Origin of the sequence: Ktedonosporobacter rubrisoli, from assembly GCF_004208415.1 — a bacterium.
In the GTDB taxonomy this organism is placed as follows: domain Bacteria; phylum Chloroflexota; class Ktedonobacteria; order Ktedonobacterales; family Ktedonobacteraceae; genus Ktedonosporobacter; species Ktedonosporobacter rubrisoli.
This window is the reverse complement of record NZ_CP035758.1, coordinates 4,487,614-4,509,254: the sequence shown is the minus strand read 5'-3', so window position 1 is coordinate 4,509,254 and position 21,641 is coordinate 4,487,614. Positions and strand designations below refer to the sequence as shown.

The 21,641-nt window shown below is 50.0% G+C and carries 17 protein-coding genes; 11 read left to right on the top strand and 6 right to left on the bottom strand.

The window, feature by feature from the left end:
- Positions 1 to 67: 67 nt before the first annotated feature.
- Positions 68 to 688: an RNA polymerase sigma factor gene (locus EPA93_RS19805; protein WP_129889172.1), complete on the bottom strand. Its 621-nt coding sequence runs from the start codon at positions 686 to 688 to the stop codon at positions 68 to 70.
- Between the two features lie 875 nt (positions 689 to 1,563).
- Between EPA93_RS19805 and EPA93_RS19800 the strand changes: the two genes are divergently transcribed.
- Together EPA93_RS19800 and EPA93_RS19795 are read left to right on the top strand one after the other, a co-directional pair.
- Complete coding sequence (locus tag EPA93_RS19800; RefSeq protein WP_129889171.1) at positions 1,564 to 1,983, top strand: archease; 420 nt, start codon at positions 1,564 to 1,566, stop codon at positions 1,981 to 1,983.
- A gap of 127 nt (positions 1,984 to 2,110) precedes the next feature.
- A complete protein-coding gene (locus tag EPA93_RS19795) occupies positions 2,111 to 2,875 on the top strand; it encodes an RtcB family protein (RefSeq protein ID WP_129889170.1) in 765 nt (254 codons plus the stop codon).
- 1,194 nt (positions 2,876 to 4,069) lie between these two features.
- On the opposite strand, the gene EPA93_RS19790 is transcribed toward EPA93_RS19795, so the two are convergent.
- Positions 4,070 to 4,279, bottom strand: a complete 210-nt coding sequence (locus tag EPA93_RS19790) for a helix-turn-helix domain-containing protein (protein ID WP_129889169.1) — start codon at positions 4,277 to 4,279, stop codon at positions 4,070 to 4,072.
- Positions 4,280 to 4,905: 626 nt separating this feature from the next.
- Here EPA93_RS19790 and EPA93_RS19785 point away from each other — a divergent pair.
- The 5 genes from EPA93_RS19785 (at position 4,906) to EPA93_RS19765 (ending at position 10,537) form a co-directional block, all read left to right on the top strand.
- The gene (locus EPA93_RS19785) at positions 4,906 to 5,637 is read left to right on the top strand and encodes a hypothetical protein (RefSeq protein ID WP_129889168.1); all 732 of its coding nucleotides are present in this window, start codon (positions 4,906 to 4,908) and stop codon (positions 5,635 to 5,637) included.
- Positions 5,638 to 5,649: 12 nt separating this feature from the next.
- On the top strand, positions 5,650 to 5,958 hold the full coding sequence (locus tag EPA93_RS19780) for a hypothetical protein (RefSeq protein ID WP_129889167.1): 309 nt from the start codon (positions 5,650 to 5,652) through the stop codon (positions 5,956 to 5,958).
- Positions 5,959 to 6,023: 65 nt separating this feature from the next.
- Entirely contained in the window at positions 6,024 to 7,475 is a 1,452-nt protein-coding gene (locus EPA93_RS19775; RefSeq protein ID WP_129889166.1) for a baseplate J/gp47 family protein, read from the top strand.
- Between the two features lie 292 nt (positions 7,476 to 7,767).
- Complete coding sequence (locus EPA93_RS19770) at positions 7,768 to 9,831, top strand: recombinase family protein (protein ID WP_129889165.1); 2,064 nt, start codon at positions 7,768 to 7,770, stop codon at positions 9,829 to 9,831.
- On the top strand, positions 9,791 to 10,537 hold the full coding sequence (locus EPA93_RS19765; RefSeq protein ID WP_242527450.1) for an RtcB family protein: 747 nt from the start codon (positions 9,791 to 9,793) through the stop codon (positions 10,535 to 10,537). The genes EPA93_RS19770 and EPA93_RS19765 overlap by 41 nt, the downstream gene beginning before the upstream one ends.
- Positions 10,538 to 11,013: 476 nt before the next feature.
- Here the strand turns inward: EPA93_RS19765 and EPA93_RS19760 are convergent, their stop codons facing one another.
- Positions 11,014 to 12,762, bottom strand: a complete 1,749-nt coding sequence (locus EPA93_RS19760; RefSeq protein WP_165423264.1) for an aldehyde dehydrogenase family protein — start codon at positions 12,760 to 12,762, stop codon at positions 11,014 to 11,016.
- 298 nt (positions 12,763 to 13,060) lie between these two features.
- Here EPA93_RS19760 and EPA93_RS19755 point away from each other — a divergent pair, with 298 nt between their 5' ends.
- Positions 13,061 to 14,101: an NAD-dependent epimerase/dehydratase family protein gene (locus EPA93_RS19755; protein WP_129889163.1), complete on the top strand. Its 1,041-nt coding sequence runs from the start codon at positions 13,061 to 13,063 to the stop codon at positions 14,099 to 14,101.
- A gap of 262 nt (positions 14,102 to 14,363) precedes the next feature.
- On the opposite strand, the gene EPA93_RS19750 is transcribed toward EPA93_RS19755, so the two are convergent.
- Positions 14,364 to 15,803: a glycosyltransferase 87 family protein gene (locus EPA93_RS19750; RefSeq protein WP_129889162.1), complete on the bottom strand. Its 1,440-nt coding sequence runs from the start codon at positions 15,801 to 15,803 to the stop codon at positions 14,364 to 14,366.
- Between the two features lie 513 nt (positions 15,804 to 16,316).
- Between EPA93_RS19750 and EPA93_RS19745 the strand changes: the two genes are divergently transcribed.
- A complete protein-coding gene (locus EPA93_RS19745) occupies positions 16,317 to 16,805 on the top strand; it encodes a peroxiredoxin (RefSeq protein WP_129889161.1) in 489 nt (162 codons plus the stop codon).
- A 256-nt stretch (positions 16,806 to 17,061) separates the two neighbouring features.
- Positions 17,062 to 18,129: a phospholipase D-like domain-containing protein gene (locus EPA93_RS19740; RefSeq protein WP_129889160.1), complete on the top strand. Its 1,068-nt coding sequence runs from the start codon at positions 17,062 to 17,064 to the stop codon at positions 18,127 to 18,129.
- An 88-nt stretch (positions 18,130 to 18,217) separates the two neighbouring features.
- Here the strand turns inward: EPA93_RS19740 and EPA93_RS19735 are convergent, their stop codons facing one another.
- Positions 18,218 to 18,898: a glycine/sarcosine/betaine reductase selenoprotein B family protein gene (locus EPA93_RS19735; RefSeq protein WP_129889159.1), complete on the bottom strand. Its 681-nt coding sequence runs from the start codon at positions 18,896 to 18,898 to the stop codon at positions 18,218 to 18,220.
- A gap of 443 nt (positions 18,899 to 19,341) precedes the next feature.
- Here EPA93_RS19735 and EPA93_RS19730 point away from each other — a divergent pair, with 443 nt between their 5' ends.
- Positions 19,342 to 20,091, top strand: coding sequence for a GntR family transcriptional regulator (locus EPA93_RS19730; protein ID WP_165423263.1), 750 nt, complete (start codon positions 19,342 to 19,344; stop codon positions 20,089 to 20,091).
- Between the two features lie 207 nt (positions 20,092 to 20,298).
- On the opposite strand, the gene EPA93_RS19725 is transcribed toward EPA93_RS19730, so the two are convergent.
- A complete protein-coding gene (locus tag EPA93_RS19725) occupies positions 20,299 to 21,576 on the bottom strand; it encodes an FAD-dependent oxidoreductase (RefSeq protein ID WP_129889157.1) in 1,278 nt (425 codons plus the stop codon).
- Positions 21,577 to 21,641 lie beyond the last annotated feature (65 nt).

Sequence of the window (21,641 nt, the reverse complement as noted above, 5' to 3'; positions counted from 1 at the left end):
TTCTCCAAGCTTTCTTATCTATTTTAATATTCATAGCGCCATCTTTTTAGGGACATATTCAGGAACATCAGGAGGCGACTGCTGATTGGCGGTGGGCAGCTAGAGCTGTACGCAGTAACGGACGCGCACGCTGAAAATAGGTTTTGGCGGTTGCTTCGGGCATATTCAGCGTTTTGCCAATCTCTGAGAAGCTTAGCTGGCCAGCGTAGCGTAAGAGAACTACAGAGCGGAATTTTGGCGGCAGGCTCTCGATAGCGCGACGCAGAGTATGCTGCAGATCGTGATGTTCGGCAATTTCATCGGGCTGCGGGCGGGTATCTGGCATAATTGCGAGCGGCGAGAGATCATCGTCGTCATTTGATGATTCTAGCTCCGAAAAGTGAATGGCGCGCTTGCGGCGTAATTCGTCAAGGCAGCGGTTACGGGCAACCTGGAAGAGCCACGCTTTCAACGGCTCACCCGTGCGCAGAGTTGGCATAGAAATGTAAAGCTGTAGGAAAACTTGTTGTAATATATCGCAAGCCATGTCATAGTCGCCTAGACAATGACAGATAAAGTTGAAGAGTGGGGAATTATAACGACGTACCAGCATCTCGAAGGCTTGCTGGTCTCCGGCCAGGGTCTGCTTTACTAAAACTCCATCAGTAATTTCTGGAGATTGGATCTTTGTTCTTTCTCGTACTTGCATGTGTCTTAGCCTCGCTTTCTTTTGTTATGAGTAGCTTAGCTTTTTCTAGTTGAAATATCAAGTATTTTTAGGGGTTAAAAGCTCTGCTGTATGCCACTCTAAGCGTAAACTAAAGTATATTAAAGCGAGCCAAAATCATCTTAATAAAGATAATAGTAATTCGATTACTTATCTTTCTCTTATCAACTTCTTATCAGATTTTAAGCTTTGCAGTGAGATGAAGCGAAGCTTTAGGGCTGGTATGCTTGAATACGTATGGCAGGCAGCAAGGAGCTCTAAACCTTGTGCGGGCAATGCTCTACTTTGTGGGAGGCGATAGCTGTTAGGTAAGACAGCGTAAGATAAGGCCAGATGAGGATCTATGCGTAGTCTAGTGTGTACTGGAGCTGAGTGAGTAGCGCCCCTGGCCCGTCAAAGTAGGGCGTATTATCAGATCAAAGGATATGCCCATGGCTTTTGCAACATGCTGCCTGTATTTCTATTTATAGTGCTATTATTTGTATGTTTGCTCCCCTGCTATGCGCTATTCTGCATACTCTACTGCTGTCTGGCGGCTTGTAAAATCTCGTTAACACGCTAACTGAGCATGGCAAGAGCCGTTAACCAGGGGTAAAAGCGAGCCGGCTCATTAAGCCTATTCTTAGCTTTTTTAAGCGCTCATAATGATGCTCTTCTGCCTGCTCAGGCTACTGAACGAAAAAGCGCAAGCATATATTTGCGCTGAGCGCCGTTTATTGCTTGACAAATCACAAAACATTAAGTATGCTGTAAATGTATTGAGAGTACTTCATAAGAGAAAGGAAGGGCTGTAGCATGAACGCCAGATATATGAGAATACGAGGTTTTCGTCGGAGCTGTGCTATGGGTAAAGCAGGATGAAAGAGCCCTTTGAAGTATTCGAGCATACTGCCGATGTTGGTCTGCAGGCTTATGGTAGCACCTTAGCTGAGTTGTTTATCCATGCCGCTGAAGGGATGGAAAGCTTGATGGTGCCTCCAGAGCAAGTAAGTGCGGTAACCACGCGGGAGATCAAGGTAGATGGTCACGATACTGTCTCGTTGCTCATTGCCTGGTTGAATGAATTGATTTTTCTATTCGATACCGAATACCTCCTCTTTCATACATTTGCGCTCGATTTTATAAACGAGACCCACTTAGTTGCCCATGCCTCCGGCGAAGGCTATGATGCCCAGCGCCATGAGCTGAGTAGCGCAATAAAAGCTGTTACCTGGCATGAGGCGGCTGTGAACCTCACCGAGAAAGGGTATGAGGCTCGTATCATCTTCGACATTTAAGGGCGACAGTACGATACGACCTTACTCGATTTTATAACTGCAATCCTCTTTTTTTTGAATCCTGAGAGCACTTTACTGTGCTTTTAAAGGATGCAATCTTATAGATAAGGGACTAGGAGACGTTTCCATGAGCAAGATCCCTTTGGAGCGTGTAGATACTAATCGCTGGCGCATTCCACAGCGTTACAATCCAGAGATGCGCGTGCCTGGAATAGTTTATGCAGATGATGAGCTGCTGGAGATGATCATTGGCGACAATGCATTGCAGCAAGTAGCCAATGTAGCTACCTTACCTGGAATCGTCGGTCATTCGCTGGGTATGCCTGATATTCACTGGGGCTATGGCTTCCCGGTTGGTGGCGTGGCGGCAACGCATGCAGAGGATGGGGTGGTTTCTCCTGGAGGCATTGGCTTCGATATCAATTGTGGCGTGCGCTTGATCTCCACAGAGCTTGTCCATGCCCAGGTGCGTGGTAAGGTTGACAAGCTGGCAGATGAGCTCTTCAACAACTTACCATCTGGCGTCGGTGGCGCAGGTATGCGTCAGTTGAGTCAGACAGAGATGCGTGAGGTGATGGTACGCGGTGCAGACTGGGCCATTGAGGAGGGGTATGGACTGCCTGGAGATCTAGAGACAACTGAGGAGCGCGGTTGCCTGGCCGGCGCAAATCCTGATGCTGTATCTTCTAATGCGGTCCAGCGTGGTAAGAAGCAACTCGGTAGCCTGGGATCGGGCAATCACTTCTGTGAAGTACAGATCATTGATCACATTTATGATGCCGAGGCGGCAAGCGCTCTGGGAATAGGGCAGCCTGGCCAGGTTGTGATCACTATTCACTGCGGGAGCCGCGGCTTCAACGAACAGTACAGAATACCAGTGAACGACATATAGATAGTTCCGCCTTAGTTATACTTAGGTCACTACTTGAAGAGATCGAGGGCTATCAAGCCCTCACCCTCTGACACGGCCTTCCCTACAAACATCCGCAAAACGTCCGTGGGCCTATGAACTTTGTAGTAGTCTCTGCCCCAATCCTTGCCACAAAGTGCGTAGGCTACGGCCCCGGCTTTGCCTCTACTCTCTCTCAATGCTAGCCAAGATGCAACGCTTCCTTGTTTGTACCAGTTACCAGCCTGGCCACATATCTTGAACACCCGAACGTGATCGACACCCCGCGCAGCGTACACCACCTACATAGTAGGGGTAGTGCAAGATAAAGGGTAGCCCAACTTTGTGTATTTCTTGTGAACTGTCTTTATGAGAAAGCTTGTGAAGAGCTACGACGATGTGACCTGCTTGTGTATGTGTCCAAATGGATACACAAAGAATGTGTACGTACTTATGCCACACTGCTAGAGAGTAGGTAAGCCTTTTCTATGACACAACAGCAGCTTGGCACCGGGATACCCAACCTGCCAGCTTCAAGTCAACATGCATCAGAGCAAGGAATGCTACGCGCCTTTCTAATAGAAGCGACCCGAACGTTTCATCGGAGCAGCACAGGCTAAAAATCGGACCCGTTTCCAGAGGTGATATGCACTCCGTGACTTCAGCGCGGCTCAGGGCTAATGCAGGTAGTTCGCCATCACCGCGCTGAAATCCTTCCGAGCGTATCACCTCTGGAAACGGGCAAGCGCAAGCGTCCGAATTTCTTCACGCCTGTGCTGCTCCGGTGCTTCCCTGGTCAGACCCCGGCGGAGCCTCCGGCGGGACTTAGCGGGACTAGGACACTGCAGGATGGGCCACTACTGCCCCGCCCTCTGACGCTGCTACGGGAGAAGAGCATACACATCAGTTCGGAATAGGCAGCAACCGCCCGACCATCCAGCAGGAAACCCGAACGTGATCGACGCCCGCGCAGCGTACACCACCTACGCAGTAGGGGTAGTGCAGGATAAAGGGAGGCCCAAACTTACGGAAATGAGCCTGAGGTAGCTAATGAGCCAGCCTGAGAAGCGCGAGGAGCAACCGGGAAACTCCCGGACGGTTTTCTACCCATCCGGGAAGATTCGGAAGATAAAAAATGGAGATTATAACCAGCAAAGAGAAAGATAGGGGGTTACCTAGCCAACAAAAATATTAAGTCTATTTGATAACCTTGATTCCAAGATCTTCATAGGTCACAGGCTGTGACAAATGACGACTAAGCGCATTGCAAGCACGAGCAGCAAGCACAGCTCTAACAGCCTTATCTTTCTCTATCTTCTCGATAGTCCCACGTGATATTCCAGCCTCATTTGCTAACTGAACAATGGTAAGGCCGGCATTTATGCGCAGTCGTCCAAACTCTGTCATTCTCTCCTCCAAACAGGCTTAATTTGGGCCTATGATAGCACAAAGCCATCTCTTTTACAACGTTAGTGCTTATCTGTGCTCATATATGCTCAAAAAGGCTTGTTTATGATCAAAATATGTGTTATATTCCAGATATGCCAGTTGAAGACAAAGGGGGTGATACTGTTCTGACCTGCCGTGGACAAGACGACAGGTCAGCGAGTGAGAACTATATACCGTTGCGTAGGTCAGGGAGTCCTCACGTATGATTCTGACATGTGAGGCTCCCCACGTCAAGGAAGTAGGTCACATGATGTCAGAAATTTTCTCCTTGTGGGGGGAATCCATTCCCATTCCATCGGAAAAGAAATCCACTACCCAGATAATAGGCCGTATCGTAGACATAGCCGCCAATAATTGCCACTACTATGGTCATACCTTTACACCGTTCAGCCGCGTTGAGAAAATCTGTTCTGAATGCGGGCAAAGGGCCTATTGCCCAGGCTGTACCCCGATGCGGCCATCTCCGCAGGCTCAACCTTTGTTCTGTACAAAGCATACCCTCTCACCACAGGAGCGGCAGGCATGAACGTCTTTCCAATCATGCGAACCGCTTCAGGTGGAGCGCGCACAGCAGGGAGGCGCTAATGCAGTATTACCAAGCGCCGCACCCACCGCGCACGCTCAGAGCTAGCCGCGTCTCTCAAGCAGCAGCCCCGACCACCCGGCCCGCCCAGGTTGATACAGAGGAAGAGAATAGCCTGATGCAAGGGGCTGATCTTGGCTATGATGTCGTCCCATTTCCCAGGAGCGCCATTCGTTACACGACGACCCGCCCGGCCAGTACCCGGCAAGCACCTGATACCCTGAACGTGATTGTACGCCGCCGTAGCCGCAACCAGCCGCCCACGCCAGCACCAACAACCAGGCACAGACGTAGTGTGCATCCTCTGTTCTATATGGGTAGCGGGATGCTGCTTTTGCTGCTTGTCTGGATAGCAGGCACGTGGGTGATCGGGCAATGGCAGAGTGCACAGATCAACGCCCAATACGGCTACCCGCGCCTCTCTCGCTGTTTCGCCGTCGTGGGTCATCACGATTCAGACGGGCATCCAAGCTTTTTTGAAGCCCTCAACCTCAACGGACAAGTCATCGTGATCGAGTTGCCCGGAGGAGACGCGACCCATGCCCTGACCTATCTTGGCCCTCAACTTATCGGAACCGAGCAGGATCACACCCCGGTCAGCCTGCAATTTCGGGACGTGAACGGAGACGGCAAGCCGGATATGGTGATTGTGGCAAATGGACAACTGTTTCCTTTCGTCAATGACAATGGCAGATTCCGCCCGGCGAAACCGGGTGAACAGCTTCATCTCTAAGGAGGGAAAGACATGTCAGACATGGCAAAGCAGATAGAAGCGGTACAGCAGGCTGATGAACTGCTCATCTTGATATGTACACAGGCAGTGATGAAAGATCTGATCTACGAGCTAGACGATCTGTTCGAGGAGCAACATACCCGCGCCCAGGTGGTAGCCTCTGGCGTGATGCGGGATAGCAGCACTGGTATTGTCGTTGTTCGCTGGAACGGGCGTGTTCCGCTCGACTTCTTGCAACGCTTTGTCGATGATAGCGACATCAAGCATTATGGTGTCCTCTCAAGTGCGTTTTTTACCATTGCCCCAAAGTGGAAGCCTTAGTCATCCAGGCAGGAGGAGAGCAACCGCTCTTTTCCTGCCCATGTGCGACTCCAGGAGGAAGACCCATGCAACCACGTCAACAGCTAGAGCAAGAAATTGAGCGCCTGTTAGCTACACTTGCCAGCCAACTCGAAGGCGCAGCCGAGCAGGAGCGCCAGCCACCCAACGAGCCAGCACCCGACCAAGCACCCCCACACTCACGTACCATCAACCTGTTTATCCTTGAGGAGCCAGAAGAGGCAGAGGAGCTAGCCACCCCCGTGCCGAGTGTGGAGGGAAGCATCAGCGAACCGGAGGAAGCAGCCACACCCACAGAGCCAGCACAGGCACGACGCGCCAATGGAAAGCACCCCCACGCGTGGCTGTTTGCGGCCTTGTCTCTCTGTCTTCTGGCTGTACTCATCGGCGCAGTATGCTGGTTTGTCCCCTTCTGGTTGACGAGCGCTACCGTCACCATTACCCCCAACGCTGCCAGCATCAGCACCACCTTCACAGCCACGATCCGCACCGAGGGAGCGACCTCGCAGAGCCAGGAGATAGACGGGCGAAGGCTTGCTCCTTTGAGGATAATGCAGACGCGCACCGTCCCGGCCACTGGCACCGGTCAGCAACTCGCACAGGCGGCCCAGGGACGCATTACCTTTTACAATGGGTTGACGCAAGCTCAGGTGATACCAGCAGGCACCTTGTTACAGACGACGAGCGGCGTGCAGAGCGTGACCGACCAGAGCGCGACCATTCCCCCAGCAGTACCCCCGGTGCAAGGCAGTGTCGCGGTTGCGGCCCACGCCTTAAGCACGGGACCGGCGGGCAATATCAGCGCCGACGCCATCTATGGCCCCTGTTGCCGAGCCTATGTCTTAGCGGCCAATCTGCACGCCTTTAGCGGAGGGCAAGACGCCCGCACCTATCACATGGTGACACAAAGCGACCTGGATAACGCTGCTACGCCTCTGCAAACTAGCATCACCCAGAGCTTGCAAGATCGCTTCCGCATTCAGGTCCATACGCATGAAACGCTGCTTACTCCGGTTGCTTGTCACTCACAGGTCAACAGCGACCACCGGCCAGGAGAAGAAGCCACTCAGGCCACGATACAGGTCAGCGTCGCCTGTACAGGCATCGCCTACCAGACGCAAGCCCTCGCCCGCCTTGTGCGCCAGCAGCTTGACCGGCAAGCCATGCAGGAGCAAGGAGCAGGCTACAGCCTCATCAGTCCCATACAGACCGCGCTCCATCTGGACCAGACGACCACGAGCGCAACCACCGTGACGATTACCGCGACCGGGAGCTATGGCTACCAGCTGAGCCCGGCAAAGCAAGAGCAGTTCCGCGAACAGATAGCGGGCAAAAGCCGCAGGCAAGCCGTTCAGTTCCTCGCACAGCAGTCAGGAATAGCCCATGTTGCCATCACCATGAATGGGCGCGACCCGGCCACGTTGCCCACAGACAACAACCGGATTCACATAACCGTTTTATACGTTCTTCCCACGCCCCAGGCAGAGAGGAGCTATTGAGATACCGCTTGCTTGTCAAGTGCGTTTAAATGGTCGTCGAAATGGCCGTTAAATCTTTACTATACGCTTTCTATTGAACACGCTTTATACCACAGCCGAGATAAACATCTCGTCACTAGAATCGCCTCGGCTAAGTGTTTTCAATCAGCCTGTAAAGCCGGTTCACCCTGTTATAATCAGATGATCGATCTTAGTATGACAGGGGGTAACGAGCAGATGTTATCAAAGCTTCACGTTGAACGCGTTTGCAGAATTTTAGTTGAGTTAGCCCTTGAAATTGAGGAGATAGAAAATGCTCAAGGCCAACAAGTTTCAGCCCAAGCCAGAGAAGAAACAACGCCAGTGGGGAGAGCAGAAGGAACTACCTGTAACCTTCGCTCTAGGGGTGTACGCCCGCCAGTCCACAAAGAATCAAGTAATTAAGCACGTCCAATCAGGCGAGATGCAGACCACCGAGCTAACCGCTATGGGCAAACAATACGGATGGGCTGAAGATCAAATAATTCTCTTCGTCGAGAATAGAGGCAAAGATGGGAAAATCAAAAATGCATCAGGCCGCCTCAGAATAGACCAGAGGGAAGGCTTACGAACTCTTACAGAATATATTGAGAAGGACATTATCAAAGCTGTCCTAGTGCAATTAGAAGACCGTCTTTTCAGAGATGAAAGCATGATCCAAGTAAATACTTTCATCGACATTTGCAAGAACCATGATTGTATTGTTATCACACCGCATAAGGTCTATGACTTCGAGAACCCCTATGATGTAAAACAATTTCGCTGGCGTTGTGAAGAGTCCGCCGACTACATACGCGACTATGTGTATAATCGCTTAGGTGGTGCGCTACGCCGTATAGCCGCGCAAGGTTTATATGATGGTCGCGCTATCTCGTTGGGGTTTATTATCGACAGGCGTAAAACCATCCTGATTAACGATGAACACGCCCCTAATCCTAACTACAAGAAGTACATTCCTTACGAGCCTCACGCCGAAGTACGGCTCAATTTGCTCAGAATGTATGTTAAGTTTGATGGAAAGCTCAAGCCGATGTATAGGGAATTGTGCAAGAAGCCTGTACTATTCCCTGATTTTCCTGCAGATATGCCCAGAGAAGTTATAGGCAATCGCCATGTAAAGAAAGTATCGGGAGGGTTTCATCTCAGTGAGAGCGGGCTACGGGATATGCTGTGCAACATCGATGCTATCGGCAAATGGCTACACAGAGGCAATATACGCGATAACAATCACCCGCGCATTATCCCACCGGAGGAAGAGGATAAATTTTGGTTCGCCTTCAATCGTTTATCACCTTATCTTACCAACGGCGAGGAGAACACGTTAAGACCCAACAAAGCGCGGTACTACATAAAACGAAACCCGAAGGCCCTGCTAAAAGAGTGCATAGAGGCAGCAAATGAGGGCCAGGTTATCTATGTCGCTAACAAGTTTGGCGCATGGTACTATGAAATATCATACCGTGAGCCTCATAAAGATACCGGACGTATCGTCACCATCCAGGTTGAACACCTGGACAGCATATTCAAGGACAAGCTACTAGATCATCTAAGCAAGACAGATAGCTATGAGCACTACCGAAACTGGTACGAGGCACGTGTCAGCGAGGCAGTGAGCGAAATATCCTCAATTGATAAACAGCTTGAGACTATCAAAAGGGACCGCGCCGGTATTCAAAAGAGTCTGCGCAATCCTAAGCTACGCCAGAGCGTGAGAGAGGCATTAGAGGAGGACCTAGCTATCATTCTGCTACAACGGGAAGAGTTAGAGGATAAAAAGGCGTACTTTGAAGTACAGAGAGATGGTGAAGACGTTATCAACCTCATTGAGTACAAAAAGCTTGTAGAAAAGTTAGCGCCGCATTGGAAAAATTTAACCTTTAGCAAGCGTATGTCACTCGTCAACGCCCTGGTAAAAAATTTGACGCTGGAGAGCATAGCCCCCCATTTCTTGCGCGTAGTCATCGAGTGGGAAAATCCGACCTGGGAGATAGACGACGGCCTTATATGGCGAACACAAGGAACCGCGCCAATATGGACAGAGGAAGAGCGCGAGATTGTACGCGAGTTGTACCCAAGTGGAGATAGAAACGAACTTCTAAGGCAACTACCTAACCGTAGCTGGACCGGTATACAGATCATGGGTAAAGACCTGAAATTGGTAAGAACAGTTAAATCACAGCCTAACGGCATTCCTTACGCCTTGTCATTGCAAGACTACGCGATCATACAGCAGAACCAGGATGAACTAGAATCAGGCGGAGTCACGTTAGAAGCAATCTCACAACGATCATTGTCCAATGCGGTTCTATGCGTATGGAGTCGGCCATCAGATTGCTGAGGACTATATCAAGCTGGCGGAAGCTAAGCAAAAGGAATTCGGTTTTAGCCTGGTAGATAGGCAACTGGCCTGTCTGCCTCTGCAGTCGCAGGAAGGCAAGGATTACCTGGCGGCGATGGCTTGTGGGGCAAATTTTGCCTGGGCTAATCGACAGCTGTTAATGCATGGTGTGCGCCAGGCCTTTGCCAAAGTTCTTGGTAGGCAGGCACGTCCTAAGCATATGCCGCTGGTCTATGATGTGTGCCACAATATCGCCAAGATGGAAGAGTATGAGGTGGATGGACAGATGCAGCGCGTATGTGTGCATCGTAAGGGGGCGACCCGGGCTTTTCCAGCGGGTCATCCTGCTATACCTGAGCAGTATAGAAGCGTTGGTCAGCCGGTTCTTATTCCTGGCGATATGGGACGTTACTCGTTTGTTCTGGTGGGCGCTGAAGGCTCGATGGAGCAGAGCTTCGGCTCTTGCTGCCATGGGGCGGGGCGTCGCCAGAGTCGGACGGCGGCCAAGAAGTCGATGGGTAGCCGCGATCTGCTGGATCAGCTGGCGGCGCGTGGAGTTACTGTGCGCGTGCACAGCAAGAATCTGCTCACCGAAGAGGCCCCCCAGGCCTATAAGGACGCACAGAAAGTAGTCAATGTCGTGCATAACGCGGGATTGGCGAAGCTGGTTGCGCGTTTGAAGCCCATCATTGTGGTCAAAGGATAACGCATGATACCTGCTCTCCTATACCTTGAACTGTGCTGTTGCAAAGGAAATAGTACCGAGGCATGGGAGAGTACCACGTAACCATGCATAGCAGTATCGGGTACCCAGTGCAGTGCAATGGGAAGCTGAAGATTTCAGCAAGTGGGAATCTTTAGCTTCTCTTGCGCCTGTCACCCTCCCAGCTTCCCGCCACCAGGATACCATTGATAATGGTCACGAGAAATGTGATGACAGGAATTGCCGCCGAAAGGCTGACAATCACAAGCAAAAATCTTTTATTCCTGTTTTTCCTCTATATGCTCTTCCTTCTCAAGAACTTGGGCCTGAATACTCATTCTAAACTCCTTGAGCAAATAAAGTAATGTTTATCTCTTTCAATATATTAACTGTAGAAGAAAAAGCGAAATGCCGCTATGAAGTACCCCACAGTTGTGGTAAAGGGGGAAGTCGTCAGACTAGATGGTAAATTTTCTGTTCTAGTCGCGAAGGGCATCCCAGAGGATAGCTGGAATCTGCAAGACTGATGGCGTAGCCTCCATACTCGTAAGCCTGGCAAACACCTTGCGTGCAGCTTTGCCACGGGTCACAAACCAGGGCGGTGTTGGTATACTGCGGAAAGGCGCGCGCAGCACGGTTTTTTGGGAACGCGAGAACATAAGCGTGTTATGTACAACTCCAGTGCCCGATTGAATATTGTAGATGTCGTGGCCGGGAAAAGCTCCCCAGGGCGTGACTGCCAGTGCATAGCCGGTTGCGGCCCAGTAATTGAGCCCAATCGTGCCATAACGTAGATTGGCTATCGCTCTATCTAAGGCTTCTCTGACCTCGGGACTTTTGAGGGTCGCGGGATGGATGATCAGCGTGGCGTTAAGCGTGCCCCAGAGCTCCTCATTGGCAAATTCAACGGCACGGTCGAGGTAATCTAGAATGCCTTCGGCCTCAAGAGCTGTCTCGGCAAAAAGCCCGCAGAAGGCCTCTGTGGTGAAGCAGATCTCGTTATCCTGGGTGGCCGCTACATCGGCGATGAGGGTCCAGGGAAGCTCTTTGTCGGATGTTGTGCCAAATAATTCAGCCTGTGGGTGATCCTCTAGAAAGAGACGCTGGCGCTCTTGGGCTCCTGGATAGTAAGCCTCACGTGTGGGAACTTGAGCTAAGGTCTTGCGAACTTTCTGCAGAAGCGCATCACGTTGGCTCCATTGCTTGTGCTGGATGATTACGCGCGAGGCGTTGCAATTGAAGCCAGCGTTATTCGTAAGAGAAGTGACGATATGGGCAGCCTGGTAGGCAAGATCACTCTCGCTCCAGGGACCTGGTACAACGATAACCGGACTAACATTGCCAAGTTCACCGGTGATGCGCCTGGTAAGCAGCGGACGCTGCTCTGCCTTGCGTTGCGCTCCCTCCTTGCCAGGGCCAAAGACGATGGCCTCAAACGTCTTATCCGAGCCAGTAATATGGATCTCATCAATCTGGCCATGCTTACAAAGATAGCTCCCTTCGCTGGCTCCGCCGTAAACAATGCGCAGAAAACCTCCATCGACTAATGCCCGAAATCCCTCAGCGAGCAGTGGACCCAGATAAGCGTTGACAGGGTTCATTTTGAGGAGGGTTACTTGGTTTTCTATAAATAGTTTGTAAAGGATATCCATAGGGGCAATGCTGGCGACGTTGCCAGCGCCCAGCACAAGGGCAACCTTACCGGTCGGCTGCTTTTCCCGATAAGCCAGGGCCTGAGTACTGGCCAGCCCTTCAATTGTAACCCCCGGCTCCATCCAGACCTCGGCAGTAATTCCTGTAAAGAAGAGGCGATCATAAGCAGAAATAGGAAATACTTGTGCTACAACCTGGTGATCAGGTCGTGCGGTAACTGGCCCCGGGATACGAGGCTGTCCGTGGGTTTCGATATCGCTGAGGGATTGCCTCAACTGGGTGAGATTTTTAAGTACTGGCCAGGTTCCAGAGCTCCATTCTTCGCCAGCCAGCGGCGAGTTGGGAGCTATACCTTTGGCCTGCTGTCCCGCTGCAACCCAACGGGCCGAGATAGCCATAAAGTCGTGGATGAGCTGATCAAGCAGCGTGATACGTGTGCGTACTGGGAGCATGGCCCAGGTATCTTTGTGGGTTTGCAGGACCTGTATAGCTGCGTCCATTTCTTCAGGAGTGGAGGCCGGCATTGTATATGACATCGTAGGGAATTGGGGGGAACCGCGTTGCGTAGTTGCCATCACAGATTTCTCCATTACTATTAGTGTTGAGTAATTCTGCTTAGTGGACATACGAATTTATACGTAATTATATGTCATGTGTGAGGAGGAAAGAAGAGAGAAGTGCGCATAACTCTTTAGCTCTTTCCCCTTCAGGCTAGATCGATAAGCTCTTATCGGTTAAGCATCTCCATCTGGGCAAGATAAAAAGGGACCTCAGCTAAGATGATCGTCCAGTTGCTAAGATCTGCTCAGATTGTTATACTCCATATGGCATAATATAGCGAAAATATATCCAGGGAAATAGGAGCTTAATTGCATGAAAGTATTAGTAACGGGGGCAGCGGGCTTTCTAGGTAGTCACCTGGTTGATATGTTGCGAGAACGGGGCGATGAAGTGCGTGCCATGGTACGTCCTGTTGAGGATGCCAGCTATTTGCGTACGCTTGAAGGGGTGGAAGTGGTAACCGGTGACCTTACGAATGCCGCATCGCTCAAACGTGCTGTAAAAGATATACAACAGGTCTATAATGTTGGGGCAAAAACGGGACCCTGGGGCCTAGAAAAAGTTTATAATGCAATTAATGTATGGGGATTAGGTGATCTTATAGAGGCGGCGATGGAGGCCGGTGTGCAACGGATTGTGCATACCAGTTCAATTACCGTTTATGGACATCATTTGCGTGGCATCGTTGCCGAAGATCACTCTTATCATGCTGAAGATAATCCATATAGTCGGAGCAAGATTGCCGGTGAGAAACTGGTGGCAGCTTTGGTTGAGCGCGGAGCACCTGTGGTAATGGTACGTCCTGGTTGGATTTATGGTCCGCGTGATAGGGCCAGCTTTGCGCGCTTCGCCTCGCTCATTGAGTCGGGAAAGTTCTTCTTGTTCGGCTCAGGCAAGAACATTGTGCCTATCGTCTATGTGCGCGATGTGGCACAGGGCATGATCAAAGCTGCCAATGCAGGAGATGAAGTTATAGGTCAGGCCTATAATCTGGTTGATGATCGCTGGGTGACGCAGGAAGGGTATTTTAATACGATAGCTGATGCTTTACATGTACCGCATGTCTCGCGACATGTGCCCTTCACGGCTCTCTACTGGGCCGGGCGCACTGCTGAGTTGGTATGGCAAGCTCTGGGTAAGCGTAATGCAGCACCGCCTCCAGTCACAACCTATGGCATTACGCTGGCTGGAGGAGATCAACGTTTCTCCATCGGCAAGGCGCGCCGTGAACTGGGCTTTGCTCCAGAGTACGATGTGAAACGTGGCGTTGCTGAGGGCGTAAAGTGGTATCTAGAAGCCAGAAAAAGCCAGCAGGTGATACAGCCGCGCGAAGCTGTATCGAGCAGATCCTGAGCCAGAAACTCGCTGGCTGAAGCAGTTCTGCATGGGTCGAGTTTGCGTAAACTGGCCGGGTCTTTGGCCTGGTTCGTTATTTCTCACATAGAACCAGGCCAAAGAAGTTAGAAAACCTCTTTATCTCTTTTGCGTGAACAGAGATTGCTTATTCTCTTTGAAGGCCGGCTACGTAATCCTCTGTTTTCCTCAGTGAGGCTTGAACCTCTCAGCAGCTTCTGAAAATTTATCCCCATAGATGACGTATCTAACTAACAATCCCCTATACTGATTTTATAGTATCTTTGGGCTTAAGCCGAACTGGCGCTGATTTACGCTGGCGAGCTTGAAACCAGTTAAAAATGTAAGCCAGGGTAGCCAGAACAAGCAATGCATTGCGTAAGCTCACAGCCTCAAAAAAGCCGGGTGTGTAGGGTATGAGCGATGGCTCGCTATAATGTAAAGTATAAAAATAGATATAGATAAGAGAAGTCAGCAGCGAGATCAAGCCCCAAACAAGGAGCCAGAAAGTATCGAAGGCTCCCGCATAAGCCAGTAGCGGAATAAGCCAGATGAGATACTGAGGGCTAAAGACCTTACCTGTGACGACGAAAATAAGTAACAGTGCGATAGCCGTCTGGGTTATATCTAATTTTCTAAGCCACTGAAGCCATGTTATATAGATGCAGCCTACAATGAAGAACAGCGTACTGATGGAAGAAACAAGGCCACCGAGCTCGCTAATAATATTGATCGAGCCAAATGACGGCTTAATCTGGAAGGGTATACCTATCATTTGGGCAAGCCAGAGAAACGTACTTCCCGTAGCCTCGATTTGTACAGGACGACCGATAAAGTAGCTAAACTGAGAGATGATGGCTCCCTGGAGGTTAAAGAAAGCGAAGAAAGCAGTTACGCTCAGAATAATGGCGAGAGAAAGAAAACAGTTTTTCCAGTACCACTGTCTTACTCCTCGTAGGGTATACCAGAGCTGTTGCGGTACCGAAGAGAGACTTGAGAACGCCGGAGGTGTATAAAAGAGCTTTCTCGCGCGTTGCTCAGCGATGAAAAGGGCTGGAAGAAGGAGGAGCGGGTAAAGCTTAAACAGCACACCAAAGGCCAGAGCGATATAGGCAGCAGTCCAATGCTTGCGCTCGGCGGCAATAACGCAGAGCAATGTACAAAAGGCCGGCAATAGATCGAAGCGGCCCTGAGCGGTAGCCAGTGCTCCAGTAAATAAGTAGAAGGCGAATACCAGGGTTGATCCGCGCGGTCCATAGTGTAACAAAAGCCAGTAAATCAAGACAGCAGTGAGGGACATCAATAGGGCAAAAGCCAGCTGATAATAAGGCAAAGGTGCCAGCAGGGCCAGCGAAAAAGGGATTAGCGTTAGTGGGGGATATTCAACTGGCAAAATATGAAAAGCCGCCTGGGCAGCCGTTGTATGAATGAGCGGCGGCAGAAAACCGCACTGTGTTGCAGGCAAGAGCTTATTAGCCTCACTACTTCCCAGCCAGAAAGTCAGGGCATAGCATTGATAATGCGCTGCATCGCTCGTAGGCCAGAAGATGAGCCAGGAAGCTCCACAGAACATACAAATTGTGACGATAATGATAGGTAGATAAGCGGCGCTGCCTTGCCGGGTGAGCAGTGCATCGGTTAGCCAGATTAACGACCTTTTGGTTTTACTGATATACTTGGGTTGTATCTGTTCATGCCACAAGAGCTTATGTGTCCTCTCTCTTCTCCGTTTGACATAGCCTCAGTGCCGGTGCTACAATCCCGAATAGCACATCTCGTCACGCTGTATGCCTGTTGATTCACAGTGAAAGACGAGTAGCAAGTAGTGCTAGTCACGCCCTCGTCAAAGCAAATGGAACCATTCTATGGTTGTCATCATTGGGAGACGAGGGATTTGCGCTTTTTCTCCTTGTGATGACCGGGGTTAGAGCCCTTATCTAGAAGAAACGGCAAAATCATAGCGGAGATGCGGAAGGATCTTGCCAGGTAAGCAAAGTGTTGTGGACGCGCTTTTTTCCCTTTAAGCGTGTTGAGTGGTAGGCAAAGAAGCGCTGCAATTTCTTCTATTCGCACGGATTTGTCGAGACCTGGGTACAAAAGCGAGAGGCGATGCATGTCATGGGCGAGTATATTGCCTGCTCTCCTCATTGTCTGCGGGCATCTCCCGGAAGTATCTAAATAGAGAGATAGGGGCATATATATTGGAGGTTTTTTGATGGACAGTAAAATTCGTACAGAGACGAAGACCTTACAGGTTGGCGATGTTGCCCCTGATTTTACGCTTAAGACCGCTAACAAAGAAGATTGGCGTCTGAAGGATTTTCGCGGTAAAAAGAATGTAGTCCTTGCCTTCGTCCCCTTTGCCTTCAGCGGTGTTTGCTCGGCGCAACTTCCGGCCTATGAGGCAGAACTTGATCGCTTCAAAGAGTTTGATGCCGAACTGGTTAGCATTAGTGAAGATAGTACTTTTGCCCTTGATGCCTGGGCCAAATCTATGAAGACTTCATTCCCTCTGCTCTCTGACTTCTATCCCCAGGGGCAAGTCGTGGATCTGTATGGAGTTCGCCATCCGGTTGCTGGTATGGCAGAGCGTTCCCTATTTGTAATTGATAAGGAAGGCATCATTCGTCATATCCAGGTTACGGCAACTCCTGGCGAACTGCCTGATGATGAGGCGCTCTTCGAAGCATTGCGCAAGCTCTAAGATCAGAAGGGGAAAGATCGCATTTACCTGGCGATTTTTCCTCTCCCTTCCCTTGATTTCCGTCTCCGTGGATCGCTACTGCCCTGCCTGCCATATTAACTGCTCTCCTGGCCCCTTTTTCTGCTCTGGCTTTTCTTTCATTTTCGTCTCAGCTTAGGCTCAGCTTGAGCTCAGCCTATTCATTTATAATAGATAATTGCCATAAAAGTGCCTTATAAATGGCAAAAAGTATTTATGTGTTAGCGGGAAAGACGGAATGGAACAATCTTATAGGACAGATAGTAGGCGGAAAGCGCCTGCATGGCTTATTTCTCTTTTACTCATTGCCCTCTGTCTGCTACTTATTGGCTGTGACACGCGGGTGCAAACAATCCCTACTAATTCTGCCTCCTCTTCAGTGACGCAGACATCATGCCAGGGAGATGACTGCGGGGGAGCGCGTGGCGTCAAGCTCTTTGTTGAGCCTGATGCGGGAGAGAAAGTTATCCTTGATGCAATCAATTCGGCAAAGCGCTCGATCTGGGTGAAGGTCTACCTCTTGACGAATCGTAATGTCATTGAGGCCCTTAAGAGTGCCGCAAAGCACGGTAAGGATGTGCGTGTTTTGCTGGAGGAGCATCCTTATGGCGGAGGAAATCTTTCACCACAAGAATCTATGAGTATGCTCAAATCGGCAGGTGTGCAGGGAAAGTTTACAGATCCAAAGTTTCGCTTCACGCATGAGAAATCCATGGTTATTGATGGCTCTGTAGCCTATATTTTGACCATGAATCTCACCGAATCGGCGCTCGGGGAGCGCAATCGGGAGTACGGAATCATTGATACAAACCCTGCTGATGTGCAGACGGTAAAGGGCTTATTTGAGGCCGACTGGCAGCGTACAAAAGCTTCCCTTGACAATCCTCGTGTTGTGGCCAGCCCTATCAATTCGCGCGATACTTTTGTTGCCCTTATTCGCAATGCGCATGAGACTCTGCAAATAGAAGCTGAAACGATGAATGATGAGGAGATAGAGCAAGAGCTTATGGATGCTGCGAAAAGAGGGGTTAATGTGCAGATAGTGCTACCCAATTCTCTCAGTAAGGGGGATTTGAAGGATGTGAGCACGCTGAAACGCGGCAAAGTGAAGGTACGGGTGATAGGAAGCCCCTATATGCACGCCAAGATCATTATTGCTGATGGGCAGAAAGCTTTTGTTGGCTCGGTCAATATTTCGACGACTTCGTTTGATAAGAACCGTGAACTTGGCATTGTCATTGCCGATCAGGATGTCTTGAAGACTCTCTACCAGACCTTCCAAAAGGATTGGGCGAAAGCTAGCTGATACTTTGAACAGTTTAACTTCCAGGCAATTGTCTTTCTGCGATTACCTGGAAGTTTTTTATTGGCTTGTCGCTTACTGACCGCCAAACCTATTCAGCGCTTTGTTTGTATGTTAGCTCCCAGATAGTGCCTGGTTCCTCGCGAGCTTCCCAACGTCGTATGGCATCCAGTAGTATCTGACGTTGGAGCGACTTCTGGTGTGGGCCTCCTAGATTATGTCCTGGTTGGAAGTCTTGGGGGTGAATGGCCCGTGGTGCTCCCGCCTGGCCAGTACTCTCAGGAATAACAGTAATTTGAACAGTGGGGATACCGGTCATCTCTATTTCACGCTGAATAGCAGTAGCAACCCGATGACAGAGCGGGCAACCTGCGGTAACAATGACGCCATCGGCTTGGGAACGCATAATTTCTTTAGCCATCGCTGGTGCGGCTCGCTCATAAAGATCGCGCAGATTCTGCGTAAAACCAAAGCCCAGATGCTTATTATTGATACCTCCTATGAGCCCTTCAGCCGCGAGCTCTCGCAGGCGATCAATAGGAAAGACGCAATTAATGTCCTGGTCTGCGTCATTGTGATCATAGTGGTCGTGAGTGATCATGAGTTGATCAGTCTGCATATCTCCTGGCAGCAGGCGCCAACTGTTATCGTCCTCAATGTACGGTTCCTGATTGCGTAGATGCACGCCTGTCGTGGTTACCAGAGCAAAGATGCTCTCTTTTGCTTCGCGGTTGCGTGGTGTATAGGGGATGCAGCGCTTTGACATTGCCATTGTTGTTTCATCCTTCTTGAGAAAATACGTCAATATGTATATTGAAAGGATACGTTGCTTTATTATATATCGTCTGAACAGAGAGGTTCCGAGCTCAGCGTGCGGGTAGAGCTTTCCGCTTCTCTAGGAGGAGCGATTTATACGCTTACGGCGTAGTTTGCTAGATCGCGGCGTGTCGCCTCTTTCCGCAGGTGGGAAGTAGAGAGATAGGCGTTGGAATACCTTGTTCTGGATTTTTATTGTTGTTATACATGCCAGGAGTAATATATTATGTGATTAAGGATTAAACTGCTGCATTATTATGGGATGAGATTGACCTCAATATCAGCAGTATAGCCTATCTTAACCCTGTCCGTGAAAGATAAACTTTATTGGGGCTATCAGGCTCTATTTCAGGAGATGTACCTAGAGAAATGCAGAGAACAAAGGAAAAAGCACTTATATTGGATGAAAAAGATATTATTCGGCATAATAGTCCGATCCCCTATTATTATCAGCTAGCTCGCCATATTGAACAAAAGATAAAGTCAAAGCAATGGTTGCCAGGAGAAATATTGCCTAGCGAACAAGAGATATGCCAAGGTCTCAAGATAAGCCGTACCGTTGTGCGCCAGGCCATGAATTATCTGGTTGATGCCGAGCTGGTGTTGAAACAGAACGGCAAAAGAAGTTGCGTAGCCGGGCCGGCACTTCTTAAGAAAGCTGCTCCCACTTTGTATAAGTCTTCGGCAGATCTGTGCGCGCAAGAAGAGGCGCCACCGTTAAAGGTGTTAGAGTTGGCCATCGTTGCCGCGAGTGCTCCTGTTGCTGAAGCGCTCAATATGACAGAAGGCGAACAAGTTATCAAGGTCGAACGATTGCGCTTTTTAGGAGAAGTGCCGGCAAGTCTATTAATAAGCTATATACCTGAATATCTCTGCCCGAATCTTATTCACGAGGACTTTAGCAGGCAATCTTTATGTGCTCTCCTGACCAGGAAATATCAATTAGTGCGGGCTGAGAGTTTGCGTACAGTCGAAATCTTGGAGGCTACGCAGCCGCAAGCGCGCTTGCTGGGTATTGATATAGGGAGCCCATTGCTGGCCTTGCGTGATATTGGGATCTTGAAAAATGGAGTTCCATTCAATTATCAGGTTGCATTCTATCGAGGGGAGTATAGCAAATTAGAGATGCATCTGCTATATCCACGTTGAGGCGCTATAGTCTTGCGGAGATAGATATTGGACCGCTTGCGAAGAGGTAAGCGACCGATGATTATCTTTGTCTCTTGGAGTGATTTGGCGTGCCTGGTTTATTTGGGATATCTCTCAAATCAATGTGCTGAATTAGCATGGAGTGATCCGGGCGCTCCTATTTATCGCAGCAGGCAATGGGAGCGCCCAGGAAAGACTTTGGAGGCATTAATCTTTCAGATGAACTGGCCACAGACCAAGCATGACGAAGCGTACCAGTAAAGTCTTTGTAAGCGAGATTGAGGCAAGCACGCGCAAGATGAGCGGCGCATGAAAAACTTCGCCTGATTGTAAAGCGTTCTGCACTATACGCTTTTGCATTTGCGCTTGCAAGCCCTGGATTAGGCGTGTAGGTAGCTCGCGCCTCCTCTGCACTCTGGCCAGGAGATCATCACTCATTTGGCCCTCTTTGAGCGGTTGTGAGAGAATATTGGCCGCAACTACCGTGTCTTGAATAGCGTAATTGATGCCGACGCCTGCGACTGGCGACATGACATGTGCGGCGTCGCCGATGAGCAGCAGGCCCGGTCTATGCCAGCAAGGTAGGCGGCTAGATTCTACCGAGAGAAGCGAAATCTGTTGCCAACTTTGCAAGCAGTGAACTCTATCGGCAAGCAAAGGGAGCATGTCGGCTAGACTGCTCTGTAAGGCCTCCAGGCCTGCAGCGTGAAATTGCTGATAGCTGCCTTTAGGGATGACATAACCTCCCTGCCAATGATCAAAGTGATTCAGTAGAATGGCTATATGGCCATTTTTGATATTGGCCTGTAAATCCTCCGGGTCACCCGGATAGCGAGGAATATCGTACCAGAGGACATCCATAGGGGGAGATGTTTTGATCGGTGTGAAGCCCGCAAGCTGACGCATACGTGAAAAGCGTCCATCGGCTCCTACAGTAAGCAGCGCCCGTACTTCATGCTTGCTGTCATGTCCGCTTTCATGCAGGCGGTAACGTATGCCTTGGATCTGCCCATTTTCCTCTACCAGCTCTTCAACACGTGCTCCCAGCACCAGATGGAAATTCGCATAGCGGCTGGCCTCATTCGTCAGGAATTCTAGAAACAGAACCTGTGGTAGCATGATCATATAAGGATATCTGCTCCCCGCTTTTTTGAGAACGTGCCCGATGTCTACTGTTGAAGTGGTTCCATCGGGGAGCGGGAAGGTAACATGGTCAACTTTAGTGTGCCTGAGCTGTAGAACTTTCTCTGCCAGCCCCAATTGATCCAGGATATTCATCGTGGAGGGATGGACGCTATCGCCGCGAAATTTGCGGTCCAGGTCCATCTGTTTCTCCAGAAGCATGACCGAAATGCCTTTGCGGGCCAGGAGTAAGGCCAACATTGCTCCGGCAGGCCCGGCTCCAACGATACAACAGTCAACCTTATGCGTGCTAATTGCTCCCTGAGCCTCTTGCTCAGGACTTGATGATGTGATTTCCGACATCTGAAGTTCTCCGTTCTATTCTGCCTTGCGATATGCGCTAGAAACTTATACTTTGCAACCTTTTA